Raw genomic sequence first — 20,461 nt, 5'->3', positions numbered from 1 at the left:
TTCACGCTGTTGAACAGCTTGAAAAACTCCGAAGGCCGGAAGACATCATTTTTATCCGACATTTGCCGCCCAGGCCTTTTCCGGACTAGGAGAATGTGATTCAACCCGGTACGGGGCGGGTGTCGGAACACCGGAATTCACGAGCAGGGGGCACATGGCCAAGGAAGCGCGCGGCGATTTCTATCCGGTACCGATCGTCGACCAGAATACGCGACCGGGCGCGGTTACCCGGCTTATCATTTTCATCGTCGTTCTGACGGGGGCCGCGATCGTCTTCGGTCTTTTCCGCGAGCGCCTCGGCGATCCTTTCCTGCTCGGCATGCTCGGCGTGCTGGCGATGATCGGCGTCGGCTTCCTGTTCGCGACGGCAATCGGCTTCGTGCAGGTCACGCCACGCTCGACAGGCGACGAACTGTCGAAATCCTTCGTCGATTCGATGTCGCAGGGGCTTCTCGTCACCGACACCAAGGGCCGCGTCGTCTACGCCAACCGCGCCTATGCGGATATGACCGGAGCATCGTCCGCTGCCGATCTGAAGACCGTCGAGGGATTGCTCTCGGATGTCCCCGAAGCCTCGGTGACGATCTATCGCCTGGCGTCCGGCCTTCGCGACGGCCAGCCGGGCGACGGCGAGTTTAGGCTCGCACAGTCCATTCGGCCCGGTGCCGAGCCGGGCGCCCGCTGGTACCGCGCGCGCGCCCGCGCCTTCAGCGTTCCGGGCCAGCGGCTGCCGATGCTGGCCTGGCAGCTTGCCGATATCTCGCAGGAGCGGGCCGAGCAGGAGCGCTTCTTCCTCGATCTGCAGAAGGCGATCGATCACCTCGACCACGCGCCGGCCGGCTTCTTTTCGGCCGACCAGGAGGGCCGCGTCACCTACATAAACGCCACGCTCGCCGAATGGCTGGGCATCGACCTCACCAGCTTCACGCCCGGCGCCGTGTCTCTGTCGGAGATCGTGGCCGGCGACGGCATGGCGCTGGTCCGCTCGGTCAAGGCCGACCCCGGCACCACACGCAACGCGGTAATCGATCTCGATTTGACGACCATGACGGGCGAAGCGCTGCCGGTGCGCTTCATGCACCGCGTTTCGGCCAGCCGCGAAGGCCTCAACGGGCCGACACGCACGATCGTGCTCAACCGCACGCAAGGCGAGGATGCCTCTGCCGATTTGCGGGCTTCGGAAGTGCGCTTCACCCGCTTCTTCAACTCGACACCGATGGCAATCGCCGGCGTCGACCACAACGGACGCATCCTGCGCACCAATGCGCCGTTTTTGTCGTTGTTTTCGTCTGTCGTCGATCGCGACGCCGTCGACCGTCGCGTGCGGCTCGACACGGTAATCCACGAACGCGACCGGCCGGCCTTCGCGGCTGCCTTCGAGAAAGCGCAGCAGCGGCAGGCCGACATCGAGCCGATCGACACGCTTCTGCCCGGCAACGACGAACGGCACATCCGCTTCTACGTCAACGCCGTCGCCGACGGCACCGGCGGCGAGGGCGCCGAGGAGTCGGCCATCGTCTACGCCGTCGAGACAACGGAGCAGAAAGCGCTCGAAGGGCAGATGGCGCAAAGCCAGAAGATGCAGGCAGTCGGCCAGCTTGCCGGCGGCATCGCGCATGATTTCAACAATGTGCTGACCGCCATCATCATGGCGTCCGACCTTTTGTTGACCAATCACCGCCCGTCGGACCCGTCCTTCCCAGACATCATGAACATCAAGCAGAATGCCAACCGAGCGGCTTCGCTGGTGCGGCAGCTTCTGGCCTTCTCGCGCAAGCAGACATTGCGGCCGGAAGTGCTCAACCTGACCGACGTGCTCGCCGATCTCAGGATGCTGCTGGCCCGCCTTGTCGGCAACGACATCAAGCTGAAGGTCGACCATGGCCGCGACCTGTGGCCGGTCAAGGTCGATATCGGGCAGTTCGAACAGGTGGTGGTGAACCTTGCGGTCAACGCGCGCGATGCTATGCCGGCGGGCGGCGATCTGACCGTGCGCACCCGCAATGTAACCGCCGAGGAGTGCAAGGCCTTTTCCTACCGCGAACTCGCCCCGGCGGACTATGTCGTGGTCGAAGTCGAGGACACCGGCAGCGGCATCGCGCCCGACGTGCTGAAGAAGATATTCGAGCCCTTTTTCACCACCAAGGAAGTCGGCAAAGGCACCGGCCTTGGCCTGTCGATGGTCTACGGCATCATCAAGCAGACCGGCGGCTTCATCTTCTGCGATTCCGAAGTCGGCAAAGGCTCGACTTTCCGCATTTTCCTGCCGCGTCACATCGCCGAAGCGAAAAAAGCAGGCGAGCCCGGCGATGCGCCGGCGGCGCCGGCAAAGGTCGCCGATCCGGCCAAGGATCTGTCGGGCTCGGCCACGGTGCTGCTCGTCGAGGACGAGGATGCCGTGCGCATGGGCGGCATGCGGGCGCTGACCTCGCGCGGCTACACCGTGCACGAGGCATCGTCGGGCGTCGAGGCGCTGGAAGTGTTCGAGGCGCTGGGCGGCAAGGTCGATATCGTCGTTTCCGACGTGGTGATGCCGGAAATGGACGGGCCGACGCTGCTCGGCGAATTGCGCAAGCGCCAGCCCGACATCAAGTTCGTCTTCGTGTCCGGCTATGCCGAGGACGCATTCGCCAGAAACCTGCCGGCAGATGCGCATTTCGGCTTCCTGCCCAAGCCGTTTTCGCTCAAGCAACTGGCCACGATCGTCAAGGACGTGCTGGAGTCCTAGAGCCTTCCCCATGTTCCTCCTTGCGCAACGCCGTGACAACGCCATGATTGAGGGGTGAACGGCAGGAAGGCTTAGGGGAGCAACCGGTGACGCCGCACAACGAAGCGGACAAGGACGACTATGCCGACACGGTGTTGTTGCCGGGCGACCCGCAGCGCGCCGAATGGATGGCGCAAACGTTCCTGGAAGCGCCGCGCTGCATCAATCGCCGACGCGGCACGCTTGGCTTCACCGGCTTGTTTCGTGGCAAGTCCATCAGCATTCAGGCGACGGGCATCGGCGTTTCATCGTTTCTGATCTATGCGCATGAACTGCTGGACCATTATGGCGCCCGGACGCTGATCCGTACCGGCACCTGCGGCAGCCTGACCGCAAAGGCAAAGCTGCGCAGCCTTGTCATCTCGCAATCGGCACAGGCGGAAAGCGCCCAGAGCGGCCAGGTTTTCGGCCTTTATGGACCGGCTGGCCCGGACCCGGCGCTCCTCGCATCGTCACGGGCCAAGGCGGTAGAATTTGGCATCGACCATCATGTCGGCCTGACGGTCTGCAGCGACATCTTCTATCACCCGGATGGGCGTGCCCGTTTTGCCGATGCACGGGCGCAAGGAGCCCTGGCCGTGGATATGGAAACCAGCGCGCTCTATGGCATATCGGAGCATTTCGGAGCACGTGCGCTGTCGATGTGTGTTGTGGTGGACAACATCGAGACCGGCGAACAGACCGACTATTCCGAGCGCCAGGCGCTTTTCACCGACATGAGCCGTCTGGCGCTGGCCGTCGCAGCAGAGAGCTAGAGTACGGGTCTACCGGGTCAATCCCTTGCGTACGGCAGCGACATCGCCGGACGAGACTGCAGGAGCCGCGTTGCCCCAACTGGCGCGCACATAGGTCAAGACGTCGGCGACCTCCTGGTCTTTCAGGCGCCAGGCCATGGAAGGCATGGCGGGCGTCGTCGGTGCATCGGCCGTGTGCACGGCCTGGCTGCCGGCAAGGACGAGCCGTGCCAGTGTTTCGGAACTGCCCTGCGCGACGATCGAATTGCCGGCAAGGGAAGGGAAAAGCGCGCCTGACCCGGCACCATCTCCACCATGGCAGGCCGAGCAATTGTCGCGATAGATTGCCTCGCCCGCGGTCATCCGTGTTGCGTCAGGCTTTGCCGGTTGGGCGCTGTCGACATCCGAGCCCAGGCTCTTGAGGTAGACTGCAACCGCCTTGAGATCGGGATCGGTCATTTTCGACGTGGAGTTCTCGATGGCCTCCGCCATCGGACCGGAGGCAATCGAATGCGCATTGACGCCGGTCTTGAGGTATTTCACCAGATCCTCTTCCGACCATTTGCCCAGGCCCGATTGCGCATTGTTGGTGATGTCGGGGGCAAACCAGCCCTGCAGGGAGGCACCTTGCAGGAACTCGCTGTCCTTATCGGCGCCAAGGAAAGATTTGGGCGAGTGGCAGGTGCCGCAATGGCCCGCTCCCTGGACGATATAAGCGCCGCGATTCCACTCCGCCGACTTGGAGGGATCCGGCTGAAAGCTTGCTTCGGTGAAGTTGAGGGCATTCCAGCCCAGCATCGCCAGCCGGATGTTCAACGGGAACGGCAGCTGATTGGCTTCGACCTTGTTCGATACCGGTTGAACCGTCGTCAGATAGGCCCACAAGTCGGAAATGTCCCGATCGTTCATCCTGGTATAGGCGGGGTAGGGCATTGCGGGGTAGAGCCGCACACCATTGTGGCCGATGCCTGACTTCATCATGCTGCGGAAGTCGGCTTCCGACCAACTGCCGATGCCCGTCTCGCGGTCAGGCGTTATGTTGGGCGGCACAAGCGCGCCGAACGGCGTTTCGAGCGGCAGGCCGCCGGCCAGCGGTTTGCCCTCGGCCCGCGTATGACAGCCTGCACAGTCGCCGAGCACCGCCTGATACTGTCCACGTATGATCTGGTCCGCCTGATCGGCACTCCATGCCGGGCCGCCAGTGAGGGCCGCAGCACCGATGGCGAGCGTGAGAACGAGCTTGTTCATGCCTGCACCAGGGGTGCACCGGGATTGCGCAGATATTGATTGCGGATGGCATCGGCGGCGCGGAAAGCGAGCGCGCCGACCGTTCCTGTCGGATTCTTGCCGGCATTCTGCGGGAAGGCCGACGCACCGATGACAAAGACATTGGGGACGTCCCAGCTCTGGAGGAAGGTGTTGACCGCGCTCTTCTTCGGGTCCGTTCCCATGATGGCGCCGCCCGTATTGTGGGTGCTCTGGTAGGGGACGCTGTCCCAGCCTTTCTTGCGGCGGCTGACGGCGTACTGCTTTCCGCCGAGCGCCTTGGCGATTTCCTCCATCCGGTCGCAGACATAGTTCGACATGCGGATGTCGTTGTCGGGAAAATCGAACGTCATGCGCATCAGCGGCCGCCCGAAACGGTCCTTGTAGGTCGGGTCGAGGTCGAGGTAGTTGTTGCGCGTCGCGTAGCTGCTTCCCTGGGACGAGTAGCCAAGCGTGCTCTTGTAGCCCTCGACCGTTGCCTTCTTCCAGGCGCTGCCCCATTTCGGCGTGCCGGGCAAGGTCGGCCTGGTTCCGATCGGGCGCCCGTTGGTGGGAATGCAGTTGATGCCCGCACCGCCGACGAAGTCCAGCGCGCCGTGGTCGAACGCGTCACCATTGTAATCGTCGATCGTCTGGCCGAGCGCGCCTGCGGCGATGAACGGGTTGAAGTTCTTGTCGTCGAAGAACACCTGCACGCCGGCGTTTGTCTGGTAGCAGTAATTGCGCCCAACCGTTCCTTCGCCGCTGCCGGGGTCGTAGATCTTGCCGATGCCGGACAGCATCATCAGCCGGGCATTGTGCAGGCCGTAGGCGCACAGCAGCACCAGATCGGCCGGCTGGAAGTACTCCTCGCCTGAGGTATCGACGTAGGTCACGCCGCGCGCCGACTTGCCTCCGGGAGCCAGATCGACATGCAGTACCTCGCTGTCGGTGCGGACTTCGAAATTGGACTTCTTCATCAGCACCGGAAGGACGGTGGTCTGGGCGCTCGACTTCGAATAGTTGGCACAGCCGAAGCGTTCGCAGAATCCGCAATAGGTGCATTGACCCATGGCGATGCCGAGCGGGTTGACATAGGCCCGCGACATGTTGGCGGATGGGGTCGGGAAGGGATGCAGGCCGATCGACCGGCCGACCTCGGCGAACAGGGTTGGCGCGTAGGTCATCTGCATCGGCGGGTTCGGATAATCCCGCGACCTTGGATCCTCGAACGGATTGCCGCCTTCCTGCAATTGCCCCTTGATATTGCCGGCCTTGCCCGAGATGCCTGCCAGATACTCGAACTGGTCGTAATAGGGCTCCATCTCCGCGCCGGTCACGCCCCAGTCCTCGACCTGGAGATCGGCGATTCTCGATGCACCATATTTCTTCGTCAGATTGGTCTTTATCTGAAAGTCTGAATCCCAGAACCGCCAGGTGTGGCCGTTCCAGTGGACGCCGGCGCCGCCGACGCCGTTGCCGGGGAGGAAGGAGCCGAAATCGCGCATCGGCAGCGCCTTCTGCGACGGGTCGTTGCGCACCGTCATGGTTTCCACGGCGGGCTGCAGGAAGAGGTCGCGCCGGATGCTGTAGCGCAACTCATCCTGCGCGTAGCCGATGTTGAAATCGGTTGCCGTATCGCGCCAGGGGCCGCGTTCTATAGCCACCACGTCCAGGCCCTGATCGGTCAATTCGTGGGCCAGAATGGATCCCGTCCAGCCGAGGCCGACGATCACGACGTCTTTGCGAGGCAGTATCTTGGTCATGATCAGGCGCCTTTGCCGAGCCATTCGGGGCGCCCGATGATCGAGACAGGCGGCTGCGGATATGGCTGATTGTGTTTGCTGACATGGTCGCGGTAGTCGTAGCGGGCGCCTGGAAAACCAAGCATGCGCCACGAGACCATGTCCTTGTTGCCGCCATAGACGGGGTCGGCAAAGAACCCCTCCATGGTGTTCTGCAGCAGAAGCCCGAAGAAACCCGGCCCCTTGACGCCATTGGGCAGGTCGACCTTCCCGGCCTCCATAGCCGTCAGGAAGGCATCCTGTTCGGCCGGTGCGAGCTCGACGAATGTCTTGCCGTCCCGCTGTTTCAGGAAAGCGTCGATGGCGGCAAGCCCGGTGCGGTAACGCTGCGCCGGATTGGCCTCGCCCTGATAGCCCTGGGTGGGCAGTCCAGGCAGAAACGGGCCTTGCGTGTAAAGCCGGCTCGACGCACCGAACGCCCCCATCAACTGCCTGTCGATATAGACGGCGCAACCGGCTTCCTTGCCGCCCATGCTGAGCTCGTCGGCCGGAATGATGCGGTCGACGATCGCCTCGACTAGGGCTGCTTCCTGGGCCGAGAAAAAGTGCCAGCCGCCTGCCACGACCTGCGTCGGTGGATCGGATGTCATTGGCGTCCAGGGCAAAGTGCCCGAGAACGATCGCGCAAAACCGGCCGACGTCGCGGTTGCCGTAAACATTGCGACCGAGGACAGGAAAAGACGCCGATTCATTCGGACAGGGTTGCGACGGTTCATATTAGGAATCTCAAAAATAATAGAGCGCGCTTGGGAAGTGATGCCCAAGTATTCATGACAACGATAGTTAGGTTAATCCGCAGATCGAATGCCGATAGACTGCGAGATGAAAATGACCTCGTCAACCACATCACAAAATCGTTAGCGAGGGTTTTGTCTACTGTCGACCAGGTCTGCTTGTGCTGTTGGAAGCCGGTTTTCGCCCGGAACTTGGGCTGCAGCGTCGCCTCTTGCAGAGCGTCCTGGCATACGCGGCCGGATACTGGACCGATAGAAACAGCATCGTGCCATCAGGCATGAATCAGGGACAGCCACAGACCGGCTGGCGTTCGAGGTAGTGGTCGACACCAGGGCGCCACCGCGACGTATCACGAGGCGTTCCGGACCCCTTGATCATACCTGCTCAGCTGGCAAGCAGCCTAATGAGTTTACGACCTGGACGACGCCTTGTAGACTGAACACATGGCGCTCAAACGGATGGACAACATAGGAATCGTCGTCGATGACCTCGAAGAGACGATTGGTTTCTTTGGCGAGCTCGGCCTTGAGCTCGAAGGGCGGGCCACGATCGAAGGAGAATGGGCCGGACGTGTCACTGGACTGGGCGATCAACGCGTCGAGATTGCCATGATGCGGACGCCGGACGGCCACAGCCGGCTCGAACTGTCCCGCTTCCTCACGCCGCCTGCCGTCTCGGATCACCGCAACGCCCCGGTTAACGCCCTCGGCTACCTCCGCGTCATGTTCGCCGTGGACGACATTGACGGGACGCTTGAAAAGCTCCGCAATCGCGGTGCGCGGCTCGAAGGCGAAGTTGTCCAGTATAGAGACGTGTATCGGCTCTGCTACATTCGAGGGCCCGGAGGGCTTCTCATAGGGCTCGCGCAAGAACTAAGCTGAGCGCAATGCGCTAAGCGGCCTGCCGCTTCGGCACCATCTGCTCATCCATCCCCGGCCGATGGCCGCGCAGATAGAGCGCGCAGGTGGTGCGCAGCATCGACGCAAAGTTCGGGATGGCGCCGTTGATCTCTATGGCTTCGTCATAGAGCTTGGAGATGAATTTCGGCGTCGTCAGGTTCTGGTTTTCGGCGATCTCGTCAAGCAACGCCCAGAACGTCGCTTCGAGCTGGATGCTGGTCGAGTGACCGTCGATGCGAATCGAGCGGTTGATCTGGCGATAGCCTTCGGGGTCCTGGCCCGCAAACACCCTGCACATCCGACAAACCTCCCATGATTGTTGGTCTTGGGTGGACGGGCGTGCAGTTTGATACTGCTTGACCTGTCCCCACACGTATTCTCGGGCAAAATTGCCGGTCCGGCAATCGGACTTTCGTCCCGTTCGCGGCTGCGGGCGTGGTAACCGGCTGCCACCACCTTTTATCCGTGCCGCGCATAATCGCCTCCACACCAGCGCGGAGACTAATTTGGCCAAGGCGATCCACAGTATGATCCGGGTTCTCGAGGAGGCCCGATCGGTCGATTTCTACAGAAACGCCTTCGGGCTCAATGTCGCCGACAGGCTGGATTTCGAGACATTCACGCTCCTTTACCTCAGCAATGCCGAGGCAGGGTTCGAGCTCGAACTGACCGTGAACAAGGATCGGCAGGAAGCTTACGGGCTCGGCGACGGCTACGGTCACTTCGCTGTCTCCGTCGCCGACCTCGACAGCGAACATGACCGTCTCGGTGCGCTTGGCCTGAATCCGAAGAAGATCGTCGAGTTCAACCGCGACGGATCGCTGATCGCCCGCTTTTTCTTCATCGAGGACCCCGACGGCTACAAGATCGAGGTTCTGCAGCGCGGAGGTCGCTTCCAATAGGAGAGATAGCAGTCGCGCCGGCAGGTGCGGCGCCAGCAAACGCACTCTCAACAGTGCACATAGCAAGCAGGGAGGAATAAAATGGTCACGATCTATGACGCGAAGCCCGGGTTTTCACGTCGCGAGCTTCTCAAACGCGGCGGCATCGGCGCGCTGCTCGTCATCTCCGGTAGCGCCGTCATCAGTCCTGAACATGCCTGGGGGCTCGAGACATCGGCACTCAAGCCCGAAACCATGGCGACGCTGATCCAGATGGCGCGTGACATCTATCCGCACGATCAGGTGCCGGACAAATACTACGCCATTGCCGTGAAAGGTCATGACGAGCAGGCCGGCAAGGACGCCGCCTACAAGGCGATGCTCGAGGATGGCATCGCCGACCTCGACAAGAAATCCGGTGGCGGCGGCTATCGCGGCCTCGGCTGGGAGGACCAGCGCGTCGGCGTGCTGAAGCAGATCGAGGCGACGCCGTTTTTCCAGGCCATCAGAGGCGGCCTTGTGGTCGGCCTCTACAACCAGAAAGAGGTGTGGCCGATCTTCGGCTACGAGGGCGAGTCCTATTCCAAGGGCGGCTACATCGCGCGCGGTTTCGACGACATCGAGTGGCTCTGAGCCCCGTCGTTCCTGAACCCGCAAACAGAAATCATGGGAGGAAACCATGGCAGCTTCATTTGATCTGAACAACGACGGCGTGGTCGTCATCATCGGTTCGGGCGCCGGCGGCGGCACGCTCGGCAACGAACTTGCCCAGAAGGGTGTCGACGTCGTCATCCTGGAAGCCGGCGCGCGCCACGAATACGAGGATTTCGTCAATGACGAGTGGGGTTCGTTCGCCCAGCTCGCCTGGACCGACAAGCGCACCACGTCCGGCGACTGGCGCGTGGCAAAGGATTTTCCGAACCTGCCGGCCTGGATCGTCAAGTCGGTCGGCGGTTCGACCACGCATTGGGCGGGAGCCTCGCTGCGCTTCCAGGAGCACGAGTTCAAGACGCTCTCGACCTATGGCAAACTGGAAGGCGCCAACCTGCTCGATTGGCCGATCACGCTGGCCGAGATGGAGCCCTACTACGCCAAGGCCGAGGCCAAGATGGGCGTCACCGGCACCAATGACTGGCCGCGGCTGCCGGGCAACAACAATTTCAAGGTGTTGAAGGCCGGCGCCGACAAGCTCGGCTACAAGGAATGCCACACCGGCAACATGGCCATCAACTCGGTCGATCGCGACGATCGTAATTCCTGCCAGCAAACCGGCTTCTGCTTCCAAGGCTGTAAATGGGGCGCCAAATGGTCGACGCTCTACACCGAGATCCCCAAGGGCGAGGCGACAGGCCATCTCGAAGTCAGGCCGAATGCCATGGCGATCAAGATCAACCACGACGCCAGCGGAAAGGTGACCGGCGTCGTCTACGCCGACAAGGACGGCAAGCTGCAGGAGCAGAAGGCGCGCATCGTCGCGGTTGCCGGCAACTCGATCGAGAGCCCAAGGCTGCTGCTCAATTCGGCGTCGGGAAAATTCCCCGATGGGCTTGCCAACTCGTCGGGCCAGGTCGGCAAGAACTACATGCGCCACACCACCGGCTCGGTCTATGCCATCTTCGACAGGCCGGTGCATATGTATCGCGGCACCACCATGGCCGGCATCATCCGCGACGAGGCGCGGCATGATCCGTCGCGTGGGTTCGTGGGCGGCTACGAGTTCGAGACGCTGTCGCTCGGCCTGCCGTTCATGGCCGCATTCCTCGATCCGGGCGCCTGGGGGCGCTCGTTCACCACCGCACTCGATCACTACGACCACATGGCCGGCCTGTGGATCGTCGGTGAGGACATGCCGCGCGCGGAGAACCGCATCACGCTGCATGCAGACGAGAAGGACGCGCACGGCATGCCGATCGCCGACGTGCATTTCGACGACCATCCGAACGACACGGCGATGCGTAACCACGCCCACAAACAGGCTACGGCACTTTACGATGCGGTCGGCGCCACCCGCACCTTCCCGACGCCACCCTATCCGTCGACTCACAATCTCGGCACCAACCGGATGAGCGAGAAAGCGGAAGACGGGGTCGTCAACAAGCACGGCCAGGCGCACGACATCAAGAACCTGTTCGTGTCGGACGGCAGCCAGTTCACTACCGGGGCCGCTGAAAACCCGACCCTGACGATCGTGTCGCTGGCGATCCGCCAGGCCGACTACATCGCCGCGCAGATGTCGGCAAAGACGATCTAGTCACATCCTCCCGACGGACTGCTGGCGCGGAACCCGCAAGGTTCCGCGCCTTTTTCTTGCCGCCTTATTGCTTGGTGCAGGTCGATGCGGTGAAGGCGCCGTCGGGTTGCTTCATGATGATGTCGAAGGAGGGCACGGTTTCGCCGTCCAGCGTCGCCTGGGTCAGCGACAGCGAGTTGCCGCCGGCGGTGTAGCCGCCCAGTGGTCCCAGCCAGGAAATCACGCCGTTCGCATCCATTTGGTAGTTGTACCCTTGCTGAGCGGGGCCGAAGACGCCGAGGCTGGTGTAGACAGGGCCGCTGTAGACGTTCCCCTTGATGGTGATGTCGCCGAGGCTGAGGAACATGCCAAGCAGGTACACTTCGCAATGATAGGTGCCGTCGGGCATCTTGCCATCGCTGAAATCGGCTCGCGCGGCTCCGGTTGCTGCGGCCAGAAGCAGTATGCCGATGAAAAAGCGTGAAATCCTTGAAATCATGACGTCGCTCGTTTGAAGAGCGAGCTTGCCCTATTTTTGCACCGCGCCGCAACATCGGTCGCCCAAGGCGCCGCTATTGAGATCAAAATCTAGGCAGCCTCAGAGAATGAGCGAAAATTAGGCAAAAACTGTGTAAGCTGCGCAAATTTCCCTCAATCGATTTCTGGCCGGCTCTCTTTGTTTTGGAAGCCCTATGTTCCAAGGCGCTGATATCTATGAACTATTTGTACCCTTCGGGATCGCTGGAGCGGTTGGCATGGGGGTTGCATTGTAGTGTTGCGGTGCAATCAACTAGCTTGGGAGTCCGTAATATGAGGGGTAATTTCTCGACAATAACAAAAATGTTTTCGGCTGGTGCGGTCGCCGCCGGCCTGTTGATGTCGGCTCCGGCCAAGGCCGCCGACGACACGATCAAGGTCGGCATTCTCCATTCGCTCTCGGGGACCATGGCGATTTCGGAGACGACACTGAAGGACGCCATGCTGATGCTCATCGACGAGCAGAACGCCAAGGGCGGCCTGCTCGGCAAGAAGCTCGAGGCGGTGGTCGTCGATCCGGCTTCCAACTGGCCGCTGTTTGCCGAAAAGGCGCGCGAACTGATCTCCAAGGACAAGGTTGCGGCGGTGTTCGGCTGCTGGACCTCGGTGTCGCGCAAATCGGTGCTGCCGGTGTTCTCCGAACTCGACAACATCCTGTTCTATCCGGTCCAGTATGAGGGCGAGGAGAGCGAGCGCAACGTGTTCTACACGGGTGCGGCGCCGAACCAGCAGGCGATCCCGGCGGTCGACTATCTGATGAGCGAGGACGGCGGTTCGGTTAAGCGCTGGGTGCTGGAAGGCACCGACTACGTCTATCCGCGCACCACCAACAAGATCCTCGAGGCCTATCTGAAGGCCAAGGGCGTGGCGGCTGAAGACATCATGGTCAATTACACGCCGTTCGGCTTCTCCGACTGGCAGACCGAGGTTTCGGCGATCAAGAAGTTCGGTTCGGCCGGCAAGAAGACCGCCGTCGTCTCCACCGTCAACGGCGACGCCAACGTGCCGTTCTACAAGGAACTCGGCAACCAGGGCATCAAGGCCGAGGACATTCCGGTCATGGCCTTCTCGGTCGGCGAGGAAGAGCTTGCAGGTCTCGACACCGCGCCGCTGGTCGGCCATCTCGCCGCCTGGAACTATTTCGAGAGCATCGATACGCCCGAGAACAAGAAGTTCATCGCCGACTGGCACAAGTTCATCAAGAACGACAAGCGCACCACCAACGACCCGATGGAGGCCCATTATATCGGCTTCAACATGTGGGTGAAGGCGGTCGAGAAGGCCGGCACCACCGATCCGGACAAGGTCATCGACGCCATGATCGGCGTGTCGGTGCCGAACCTGACCGGCGGCTATTCGACGATGATGCCGAACCACCACATCACCAAGCCGGTGCTGATCGGCGAAATCCAGGCCGACGGCCAGTTCGAGACCGTGTCGCGCACGCCGGGCCTGGTGATGGGCGACGAATGGTCCGACTATCTGCCTGATTCCAAGGACCTGATCTCGGATTGGCGCGCGCCTCTGTCCTGCGGCAACTTTAATGTTGCCACCGGCAAGTGCGGCGGCAAGGGCACGAACTGATCCCTCCCAGGGCTGACCCAGTCAGACCGCGCGCGTCCGGACGGCTTCCTCCGCCGTCCGGACGCCCACTTCAACCTTCAGGGGTTACCAGAAACCGATGACCTTAATCCGCACGGGTTTGATGCTGTTGTTCCTGCTGGCGACACTGTCGTCATCGGGCGCTGGCGAAACCGATCTGCGCGGCATGATCGCCAAATTCGCCACGGCCAAGGGCTTTTCCGAGATCGGAGCCGTCGTCCACGAACTGGCAGCCGCCGGCGACCCGGCGGTGGAGCGGCCGCTTGCGGCACTTGCCGACGGCAACCTCTATGTCCGCAAGGCCGATTCCCTGGTGTTTGTCGGCAAGGAAGCGGGCGAGAGCGTCCAGCTTTCCGACCCGTTGAGCGGGGAGGCATCGGGTGAGGCGGCCAAGGACGGCATCACCAAGATCAAGGTCAACAACACGCTGCGTCGCGTCATCCGCGATGCGTTGGGCACGCTGACGCTCGGCGCCAAGGATCCGGCTGTCCGCATCGCCGCCGCCGACACCATGTTCAAGACACCTGACGCCGCAAATATCGCCCCCCTCGATACGGCGATCGCCGGTGAGGCCGTGGCCAGCGTCAAGGCTCTGCTCGAACAGGCCCGTGCCGCGTCAGTTCTTGTCTCGGATCGGCCCGAAGCCGACAAGCTCGCCGCCATCGCGCTTATCGGGGCACGGGGCGATCGCGATGCTGTTTCGCTGCTCACTTCGGTCGTGGCGAATTCCACCGACGCGGTTAGGCAAGCGGCGACAGCCGCGATCGCCAACATCAATTCGACGCTGGCCTTCTGGGACGCCGGGCAGAACGTCTGGTACGGCATCTCGCTGGGCTCGGTGCTGCTGCTGGCGGCAATCGGCCTCGCCATCACGTTCGGCGTCATGGGCGTCATCAACATGGCGCATGGCGAGATGGTCATGCTCGGCGCCTACACGACCTTCGTCGTCCAGCAGGTGATCCGTACATCCTTCCCGGACCTGTTCGACTGGTCGCTGGTCATCGCACTGCCGCTCGCGTTTCTCGTCGCGGCCCTGGTTGGCCTGATCATCGAGCGCGGTGTCATCCGCTTCCTCTATGGCCGGCCGCTTGAAACGCTGCTGGCGACATGGGGCGTCTCGCTGATCCTGCAACAGGCCGTGCGCTCAATCTTCGGGCCGACCAACCAGGAGGTCGGCAACCCATCCTGGATGTCGGGCTCGTTCAATGTCGGACAGTTGGCGATCACCTGGAACCGCCTGTGGATCCTGGTTTTCGCGCTCGCTGTCTTCGGCATCCTGCTCTACGTGATGAAGCGCACGCCCTGGGGCCTGCAGATGCGCGCCGTCACCGCCAACCGGCGCATGGCTGCCTCGATGGGCATCAGGACGCCGTGGGTCGACGCGCTGACCTTCGCGCTCGGCTCCGGCATTGCCGGCATTGCCGGCGTCGCGCTGAGCCAGATCGACAACGTCTCGCCCAATCTCGGCCGCGGGTACATCATCGACAGCTTCATGGTCGTTGTCTTCGGCGGCGTCGGCAATCTGTGGGGCACGCTGGTCGGCGCCTTCTCGCTCGGCATCGTCAACAAGTTCCTCGAGCCTTATGCGGGCGCGGTGCTCGGCAAGATCGTCGTGCTGGTGCTGATCATCCTGTTCATCCAGAATCGCCCGCGCGGCCTGTTCGCGCTCAAGGGCAGGGCGGTGGAAGCATGATCACGGGACGCTTCTTTGCCGCCGGCGCGGACCGCCGCATCGCCATTACGATCTCCATCCTGCTGGCGGTGGCCGTCATCGTGCCGTTGCTCAACCTTGCGGTGTCTCCTACCAGCGCCTTCTACATCCCATCCTACATCGTCGCGCTGACCGGCAAATATCTCTGCTACGCGCTGCTTGCCTTGGCGCTCGACCTGGTCTGGGGCTATTGCGGCATTCTTTCGCTCGGTCACGGCGCCTTCTTCGCGCTCGGCGGCTATGCAATGGGCATGTATCTGATGCGCCAGATCGGCTCGCGCGGCGTCTATGGCAATCCCGTCTTGCCCGACTTCATGGTGTTCCTGAACTACAAGGAACTGCCATGGTTCTGGTATGGCTTCGACCATTTCTGGTTCGCCGGCCTTATGGTGCTCGCGGTGCCTGGCCTGCTGGCTTTCGTCTTCGGCTGGTTCGCCTTCCGCAGCCGCGTCACCGGCGTTTATCTCTCCATCATTACCCAGGCGATGACGTATGCGCTGCTGCTTGCCTTTTTCCGCAACGATATGGGGTTCGGCGGCAACAACGGCCTGACCGATTTCAAGGATATTCTGGGCTTCAACGTGCAGGCCGACGCGACGCGCTCGGCGCTGTTTGCCGCCAGCGCGGTGATGCTGGCACTTGCCGTCTTCGTCACCTGGGCGATCGTCGGCTCAAAATACGGCAAGCTCTTGATGGCGGTACGCGATGCCGAGAGCCGCACGCGCTTTCTCGGCTGGCGGGCGGAGAACGTGAAACTGTTCGCCTTCACCGTCTCGGCCGTCATGGCCGGCATAGCCGGTGCGCTCTACGTGCCGCAGGTCGGCATCATCAATCCGGGTGAATTCGAGCCGGCCAATTCGATTGAAGTCGTCGTCTGGGCGGCTGTCGGCGGGCGCGGCACCATTGTCGGGCCGATCATCGGTGCGTTGCTGGTCAATGCCGGAAAATCCTGGTTCACCGGCGTACTGCCGGAGTTCTGGCTGTTTGCACTGGGTGGGCTGTTCGTCGCCGTCACGCTTTTGCTGCCCAAGGGCATCATCGGCATGTGGGATTCCTGGCGCGGCAACGCCAAGGCGTTGCGAGCTGCTTCGATTGCCGAGGAAGCCGGCACCGATGCCGATGTCTCGCCGCCGGCGAAAATCGTTCGCAGTGAAGCAAGAAAGCCAGGTGACTGGTCCGCCAGCAACCCCGAACCACAGCCGGCGGAGTGAGCGACCATGTCAAAGTCGAACACGATCCTTTATCTCGACGGCGTCTCGGTCTCCTTCGACGGCTTTCGCGCCATCAACAATCTGTCGCTGGTGCTCGACAAGGGCGAGATGCGCGCCATCATCGGCCCCAACGGCGCCGGCAAGACGACGATGATGGACATCGTCACCGGCAAGACGCGGCCCGACGAGGGCGAGGTGTTCTTCGACGGCCAAGTCGATCTCACCAAGCACGACGAGGCCGAGATCGCCATGATGGGCATTGGCCGTAAATTCCAGAAGCCGACCGTCTTCGAAAGCCACACGATCGAGGAAAACCTGATGCTGGCGCTGAAGGGTCCTCGCTCGATCTTCCCGGCGCTGTTTCACCGCCGCTCGGCCGCCGAGACGCGGCAGATCGATGACATCCTCGGCATCATCCGGCTTGGCGACAAGCGTGACGAACTGGCGGCCAATCTCAGCCATGGGCAAAAGCAGTGGCTGGAGATCGGCATGCTCTTGGCGCAGGACCCGAAACTGCTTCTGGTTGACGAGCCGGTCGCCGGCATGACCGATGCCGAGACCGAGGAAACCGCGCGGCTGCTCAAGGATATCGCCCGCGACCATTCGGTCATCGTCGTCGAGCACGACATGCATTTCGTGCGCGAGCTCGGCGTCAAGGTCACCTGCCTGCATGAAGGCTCGGTGCTCTCGGAAGGCACACTCGATTTCGTGTCGGCCGACGAGCGTGTCGTCGAAGTCTATCTGGGGAGATGAGCGTGGTCTGGCGGGTTCAATTCCATCACTTCGATCTGTCGTTTCTCAAATTCTGGAGAAAGCGCTGACATGCTCGAAGTTTCCAATGCCACGCTGCACTACGGCGCCGCCCAGGCGCTGCGCGGCGTGTCGCTGAAGGCGGGCGCCGGCAAGATCACCTGCGTGCTCGGCCGCAACGGCGTCGGTAAGACCAGTTTGATGAGATCGATCGTCGGCCACCACCGGCTGACGAGCGGAAGCGTTGCCTTCGAGGGGAAGGCGCTCGACCGGAGCGCGGCGTATGACCGCGCCCGGTCGGGCATCGCATTCGTACCGCAGGGCAGGGAGGTCTTTCCGCTGCTCACCGTGCGGGAGAACCTGGAATCAGGCTTTGCGCCGCTGAGGCGAGCCGACCGCAACATTCCGGCGCATGTCTTCGAATTGTTCCCTGTGCTGAAGCAGATGCTCGGCCGTCGCGGCGGCGATCTTTCCGGCGGCCAGCAGCAACAGCTCGCCATCGGGCGGGCGCTGGTGATGCGGCCGAAACTGCTCGTGCTCGATGAACCGACCGAGGGCATACAGCCGTCGATCATTAAGGACATCGGCCGCGCCATCCGCTATCTACGCGACCAGGCGGGCATCGCCGTGCTTTTGGTCGAACAATATCTCGATTTCTGCCGCGAGCTCGCCGACGAGGTCAACATCATGGACCGGGGCGTGATCGTCCATACCGGCCCGGCTGAAGATTTAGACCGGGCTGATGTGCGGAAGTTCCTTACCGTCTAGCATTGGCGGTGAACTTCAGTTGGCGATCCGAAGTTCTTGCCAAGTCCAATATTTCTCCATCCGATCACCTGCGTCTCTGGCACGCTCAATATCGCGTGCTAGTCTTTTCCATGGCTTTGTGAGTCGGCCGCTTCCGTATCAGTCTGGTTATCGCAGATCGAGGACCACGGCCAATGCCGGGCAAGTTTCACGCAAGCAAGGCTGCCTAGCTTCCCTCCTGCGATCTCTGTCGTTCAAACGCGTTTGGGCACACAGGCTAAGGGACAGCCATGGAACGTTACGTCGAGGATTACCAGAAGCGGCGGCTTACCGAACGCGTCGACATCATCGCTGCCATCAATATCTTGAGATCACAGGGCTGCGACTACGACGATCTGATCGAGGAGATCACCAAGGTCTTCTATGTCGATCTCGATACCTTCAATGAGATTGTCATGGCGGCCTAGGAGCCGCATTCGTCTCCCCACGATCAGAGGCCGGTGTTGCGCGATTAGCTTGCGCGCCTGAACGGAGACGCGGTGACGCGGTTACGGCCTCCGCGCTTGGCGTCGTAGAGCGCCTTGTCGGCGGCGTTGAGCACCTTGTCGAAGCCGAGGCCTTCCTTGGTGCCGAAAGCAAATCCGGCACTGACGGTGCATATCAGCGAGCCTGTCTCGGTTTCGATGCGGTGCGCGGCGAAAGCTGCCCGTATGGCCTCGGCGGTGGCCTCCACCGTTTCGGGCAAGGTCCGCTTCAGCACCAGCGCGAACTCCTCGCCGCCCATGCGCGCGGCGACGTCGGCCGGGCGGCGATTGCTGGCGAGTTCCCGTGCAAACACCCTCAGCACTTCATCACCGGCGGCGTGGCCGAATTCGTCGTTGATGGCCTTGAAGTTGTCGAGATCGAAGACGACCACCGCCGTGAAGGCGCCGACCGGCGCATCGCCGTGCAGGTCGAACAGGGCGCGGCGGTTGAGCAGGCCGGTCAGCGGGTCGGTCAGGGCATTGTGGCGGTGATGCCGGGCCAAGCGTCCCTGATTCAGGGCCAGGGAAAGCGCTCCAATCCCGGTCATGCTGGCGATGACGATGATGAGGCTCAGTTCCTCGGCCCAGTTGCTTGGCGCATGTCCAAGGATCAGCTTTCCATCCAAGGCTAAAACCATGGCGCAGAGAGCGAAGGATGCGGCCGTGGCAGAATAGAGCGCGGTGATACCGATCGTCAGGGCAGGGGCTTCGTCGCGGCCCTTCCAGTATTCGACCGCCGTTGCGAACAGAAGCAAGGCGGCGAAGGCATTTTCGAACATGAAGCCCAGCCCATCATAACCTAGGGCCATGGGAGGCAACGTCACGGCCAGCGAAATGGCGCTGCCAAGTACAGTTCGGGGCACTGGCGAGCCGCCGGTTCTGAACTGGTAGGCCGCGCCTAGCATTGTCGAGAAACCGAGCAGGAGGAAAGCCAGCGTGGCGATGCCCAGCAGGCGCCCGGGCATGTCGATATAGGCGTCATAGACAAAAATATCGCCGACCACGAACACCAGGCTGATCGCCCATGTCAGCAGGAATTTCTCCGAGCGAGCGGTCAGCCACATGCCGAACAATGTCAGGCTCAGGCAGGCCGCGGAAAAACCGACAGCCAGGAGAAGTGAAGTGTAGTCGAGCGACATGCCCCTCGTCCTTGCCCGTGGCGGCCCAGATCTGCGACTGGTCTGGCTGAATTCATGCAGCAAGGAGGTATCGATAAGGTTACGACGGTGGCGAAGATGCCATGATTCCGCTGCGTCAGGGAACCGGTTGACCCTGGTCCACTCGCTTCATCAGTGCCATGGCGCCGAACGGCGCGCGCACCTTGCCCTCGGTGATGAAGTAAACGAACACGTCGCGCGGCTTGACCGGCGCATCGGTGGCTGGGTCGGCGCGCCGCAGGTCGGCCGGCTGCTTGCCTTGCGCCCAGGTCTTTACCCGCGCGGCCCATTCATCGAGGCCTTTCGGCGTATAGCAGTCGGGATTGTCATCGCTGCCGGTCTGCAGTCGGGCGTAGACGAAATCGGCGGTGATGTCGGCGATATCAGGATATTTGGCATGGTCGGCGTAGACGATCGCGGCCTTGTATTTTCGGGCAAGTGCTGCGAATTCCGGCACGACAAAACTGTCGTTGCGGACTTCGAGCGCATGGCGCAGCGCAACGCCGTCCTGCTTTTCCGGTAGCAGCTTCAGGAAGGCTTCGAAATCGTCCGGATCGAATTTCTTGGTCGGCGCGAACTGCCACAGGATCGGCCCGAGCTTTTCGCCGAGCGCCGCCACGCCGGAGCCAAGAAAGCGCATCATCGATTCGCCGGCCTCGCCCAGCACGCGCCGGTTGGTAACGAAGCGGTTGCCCTTCAGCGAATAGACAAAGCCGTCCGGCGCTTCGCTGGCCCATTTGACGAAGGTCGGCTCCTTGAAGCTGGAATAGTAGGTGCCGTTGACCTCGATGCTCGGCACCTGGCGAGTGGCGTAGTTCAACTGCTTGGCCTTGGAAAGCTTGTCGGGATAGAAGGACGTATCCCAGGGTTCGAAGGTCCAGCCGCCCATGCCGGCGCGGATTGTTCCCGATGTGCTCATTGTCATC

19 protein-coding genes are annotated in these 20,461 nt (G+C 62.0%); 12 read left to right on the top strand and 7 right to left on the bottom strand.

Annotated elements, in window-relative coordinates; translation table 11 throughout:
* Positions 1-154: 154 nt before the first annotated feature.
* A complete protein-coding gene (gene cckA / locus RPF88_RS09700) occupies positions 155-2,728 on the top strand; it encodes a cell cycle histidine kinase CckA (RefSeq protein ID WP_024503530.1) in 2,574 nt (857 codons plus the stop codon).
* A gap of 86 nt (positions 2,729-2,814) precedes the next feature.
* A complete protein-coding gene (locus tag RPF88_RS09695; protein WP_013531859.1) occupies positions 2,815-3,522 on the top strand; it encodes a DeoD-type purine-nucleoside phosphorylase in 708 nt (235 codons plus the stop codon).
* A gap of 9 nt (positions 3,523-3,531) precedes the next feature.
* On the opposite strand, the gene RPF88_RS09690 is transcribed toward RPF88_RS09695, so the two are convergent.
* From RPF88_RS09690 to RPF88_RS09680, 3 genes are read right to left on the bottom strand one after another with little or no spacing between them, the layout of a single operon-like run.
* Positions 3,532-4,749, bottom strand: coding sequence for a c-type cytochrome (locus RPF88_RS09690; RefSeq protein ID WP_337122267.1), 1,218 nt, complete (start codon positions 4,747-4,749; stop codon positions 3,532-3,534).
* Positions 4,746-6,512: a GMC family oxidoreductase gene (locus tag RPF88_RS09685; protein WP_024503527.1), complete on the bottom strand. Its 1,767-nt coding sequence runs from the start codon at positions 6,510-6,512 to the stop codon at positions 4,746-4,748. The genes RPF88_RS09690 and RPF88_RS09685 overlap by 4 nt, the downstream gene beginning before the upstream one ends.
* A 2-nt stretch (positions 6,513-6,514) precedes the next feature.
* The gene (locus RPF88_RS09680; protein ID WP_244514297.1) at positions 6,515-7,141 is read right to left on the bottom strand and encodes a gluconate 2-dehydrogenase subunit 3 family protein; all 627 of its coding nucleotides are present in this window, start codon (positions 7,139-7,141) and stop codon (positions 6,515-6,517) included.
* A gap of 588 nt (positions 7,142-7,729) precedes the next feature.
* On the opposite strand from RPF88_RS09680, the gene RPF88_RS09675 reads away from it, so the two are divergent.
* Positions 7,730-8,167 (top strand): VOC family protein, encoded by a 438-nt coding sequence (locus RPF88_RS09675; RefSeq protein WP_337122265.1) that lies wholly within the window; start codon positions 7,730-7,732, stop codon positions 8,165-8,167.
* A gap of 10 nt (positions 8,168-8,177) precedes the next feature.
* Here RPF88_RS09675 and RPF88_RS09670 read toward each other — a convergent pair whose 3' ends face one another.
* Positions 8,178-8,483 carry a ribbon-helix-helix domain-containing protein gene (locus RPF88_RS09670; protein WP_063167926.1) on the bottom strand — a complete coding sequence of 102 codons (306 nt, stop codon included), beginning with the start codon at positions 8,481-8,483 and terminating at the stop codon, positions 8,178-8,180.
* A 208-nt stretch (positions 8,484-8,691) separates the two neighbouring features.
* Here RPF88_RS09670 and RPF88_RS09665 point away from each other — a divergent pair, with 208 nt between their 5' ends.
* The 3 genes from RPF88_RS09665 to RPF88_RS09655 all read left to right on the top strand — a co-directional run bounded on the left by RPF88_RS09665 (position 8,692) and on the right by RPF88_RS09655 (position 11,317).
* The gene (locus RPF88_RS09665; protein ID WP_337122264.1) at positions 8,692-9,087 is read left to right on the top strand and encodes a VOC family protein; all 396 of its coding nucleotides are present in this window, start codon (positions 8,692-8,694) and stop codon (positions 9,085-9,087) included.
* An 81-nt stretch (positions 9,088-9,168) separates the two neighbouring features.
* The gene (locus tag RPF88_RS09660) at positions 9,169-9,699 is read left to right on the top strand and encodes a gluconate 2-dehydrogenase subunit 3 family protein (RefSeq protein WP_337122263.1); all 531 of its coding nucleotides are present in this window, start codon (positions 9,169-9,171) and stop codon (positions 9,697-9,699) included.
* A 46-nt stretch (positions 9,700-9,745) separates the two neighbouring features.
* Positions 9,746-11,317, top strand: a complete 1,572-nt coding sequence (locus RPF88_RS09655; protein WP_337122262.1) for a GMC family oxidoreductase — start codon at positions 9,746-9,748, stop codon at positions 11,315-11,317.
* Positions 11,318-11,381: 64 nt separating this feature from the next.
* Here RPF88_RS09655 and RPF88_RS09650 read toward each other — a convergent pair whose 3' ends face one another.
* Positions 11,382-11,795, bottom strand: a complete 414-nt coding sequence (locus tag RPF88_RS09650) for a hypothetical protein (protein ID WP_337122261.1) — start codon at positions 11,793-11,795, stop codon at positions 11,382-11,384.
* A gap of 311 nt (positions 11,796-12,106) precedes the next feature.
* Between RPF88_RS09650 and urtA the strand changes: the two genes are divergently transcribed.
* From urtA to RPF88_RS09620, 6 genes are all read left to right on the top strand, one after another.
* Positions 12,107-13,417, top strand: coding sequence for an urea ABC transporter substrate-binding protein (urtA, locus tag RPF88_RS09645; RefSeq protein ID WP_013531849.1), 1,311 nt, complete (start codon positions 12,107-12,109; stop codon positions 13,415-13,417).
* Positions 13,418-13,514: 97 nt separating this feature from the next.
* Positions 13,515-15,128, top strand: coding sequence for an urea ABC transporter permease subunit UrtB (gene urtB, locus RPF88_RS09640; RefSeq protein ID WP_337122260.1), 1,614 nt, complete (start codon positions 13,515-13,517; stop codon positions 15,126-15,128).
* On the top strand, positions 15,125-16,357 hold the full coding sequence (urtC, locus tag RPF88_RS09635; RefSeq protein WP_027161511.1) for an urea ABC transporter permease subunit UrtC: 1,233 nt from the start codon (positions 15,125-15,127) through the stop codon (positions 16,355-16,357). Before urtB ends, urtC begins: the two co-directional genes overlap by 4 nt.
* Positions 16,358-16,363: 6 nt before the next feature.
* Entirely contained in the window at positions 16,364-17,110 is a 747-nt protein-coding gene (urtD, locus tag RPF88_RS09630; protein ID WP_013531846.1) for an urea ABC transporter ATP-binding protein UrtD, read from the top strand.
* Between the two features lie 69 nt (positions 17,111-17,179).
* Complete coding sequence (urtE, locus tag RPF88_RS09625; protein ID WP_013531845.1) at positions 17,180-17,875, top strand: urea ABC transporter ATP-binding subunit UrtE; 696 nt, start codon at positions 17,180-17,182, stop codon at positions 17,873-17,875.
* Between the two features lie 269 nt (positions 17,876-18,144).
* On the top strand, positions 18,145-18,321 hold the full coding sequence (locus tag RPF88_RS09620; RefSeq protein WP_013531844.1) for a hypothetical protein: 177 nt from the start codon (positions 18,145-18,147) through the stop codon (positions 18,319-18,321).
* Between the two features lie 44 nt (positions 18,322-18,365).
* Here the strand turns inward: RPF88_RS09620 and RPF88_RS09615 are convergent, their stop codons facing one another.
* On the bottom strand, positions 18,366-19,517 hold the full coding sequence (locus RPF88_RS09615) for a GGDEF domain-containing protein (protein WP_275953102.1): 1,152 nt from the start codon (positions 19,515-19,517) through the stop codon (positions 18,366-18,368).
* A 115-nt stretch (positions 19,518-19,632) separates the two neighbouring features.
* Positions 19,633-20,454, bottom strand: a complete 822-nt coding sequence (locus tag RPF88_RS09610; protein WP_127385406.1) for a DUF72 domain-containing protein — start codon at positions 20,452-20,454, stop codon at positions 19,633-19,635.
* Positions 20,455-20,461 lie beyond the last annotated feature (7 nt).

The sequence above is a fragment of the Mesorhizobium sp. ISC11 genome (genome assembly GCF_037162595.1).
GTDB lineage: Bacteria > Pseudomonadota > Alphaproteobacteria > Rhizobiales > Rhizobiaceae > Mesorhizobium > Mesorhizobium ciceri.
Note: the sequence above shows the minus strand (reverse complement) of the source record. Positions and strands in the feature narration are given on the sequence as shown.

Coding starts and splice junctions, on each gene's coding strand:
- RPF88_RS09660 (WP_337122263.1), top strand. CDS start 9,169: ATGGTCACGATCTATGACGCGAAGCCCGGGTTTTCACGTCGCGAGCTT.
- urtB (WP_337122260.1), top strand. CDS start 13,515: ATGACCTTAATCCGCACGGGTTTGATGCTGTTGTTCCTGCTGGCGACA.
- RPF88_RS09655 (WP_337122262.1), top strand. CDS start 9,746: ATGGCAGCTTCATTTGATCTGAACAACGACGGCGTGGTCGTCATCATC.
- urtE (WP_013531845.1), top strand. CDS start 17,180: ATGCTCGAAGTTTCCAATGCCACGCTGCACTACGGCGCCGCCCAGGCG.
- RPF88_RS09680 (WP_244514297.1), bottom strand. CDS start 7,141: ATGACATCCGATCCACCGACGCAGGTCGTGGCAGGCGGCTGGCACTTT.
- RPF88_RS09650 (WP_337122261.1), bottom strand. CDS start 11,795: ATGATTTCAAGGATTTCACGCTTTTTCATCGGCATACTGCTTCTGGCC.
- RPF88_RS09615 (WP_275953102.1), bottom strand. CDS start 19,517: ATGTCGCTCGACTACACTTCACTTCTCCTGGCTGTCGGTTTTTCCGCG.
- RPF88_RS09685 (WP_024503527.1), bottom strand. CDS start 6,512: ATGACCAAGATACTGCCTCGCAAAGACGTCGTGATCGTCGGCCTCGGC.
- RPF88_RS09620 (WP_013531844.1), top strand. CDS start 18,145: ATGGAACGTTACGTCGAGGATTACCAGAAGCGGCGGCTTACCGAACGC.
- RPF88_RS09690 (WP_337122267.1), bottom strand. CDS start 4,749: ATGAACAAGCTCGTTCTCACGCTCGCCATCGGTGCTGCGGCCCTCACT.
- urtA (WP_013531849.1), top strand. CDS start 12,107: ATGAGGGGTAATTTCTCGACAATAACAAAAATGTTTTCGGCTGGTGCG.
- RPF88_RS09670 (WP_063167926.1), bottom strand. CDS start 8,483: ATGTGCAGGGTGTTTGCGGGCCAGGACCCCGAAGGCTATCGCCAGATC.
- urtC (WP_027161511.1), top strand. CDS start 15,125: ATGATCACGGGACGCTTCTTTGCCGCCGGCGCGGACCGCCGCATCGCC.
- urtD (WP_013531846.1), top strand. CDS start 16,364: ATGTCAAAGTCGAACACGATCCTTTATCTCGACGGCGTCTCGGTCTCC.
- RPF88_RS09675 (WP_337122265.1), top strand. CDS start 7,730: ATGGCGCTCAAACGGATGGACAACATAGGAATCGTCGTCGATGACCTC.
- cckA (WP_024503530.1), top strand. CDS start 155: ATGGCCAAGGAAGCGCGCGGCGATTTCTATCCGGTACCGATCGTCGAC.
- RPF88_RS09610 (WP_127385406.1), bottom strand. CDS start 20,454: ATGAGCACATCGGGAACAATCCGCGCCGGCATGGGCGGCTGGACCTTC.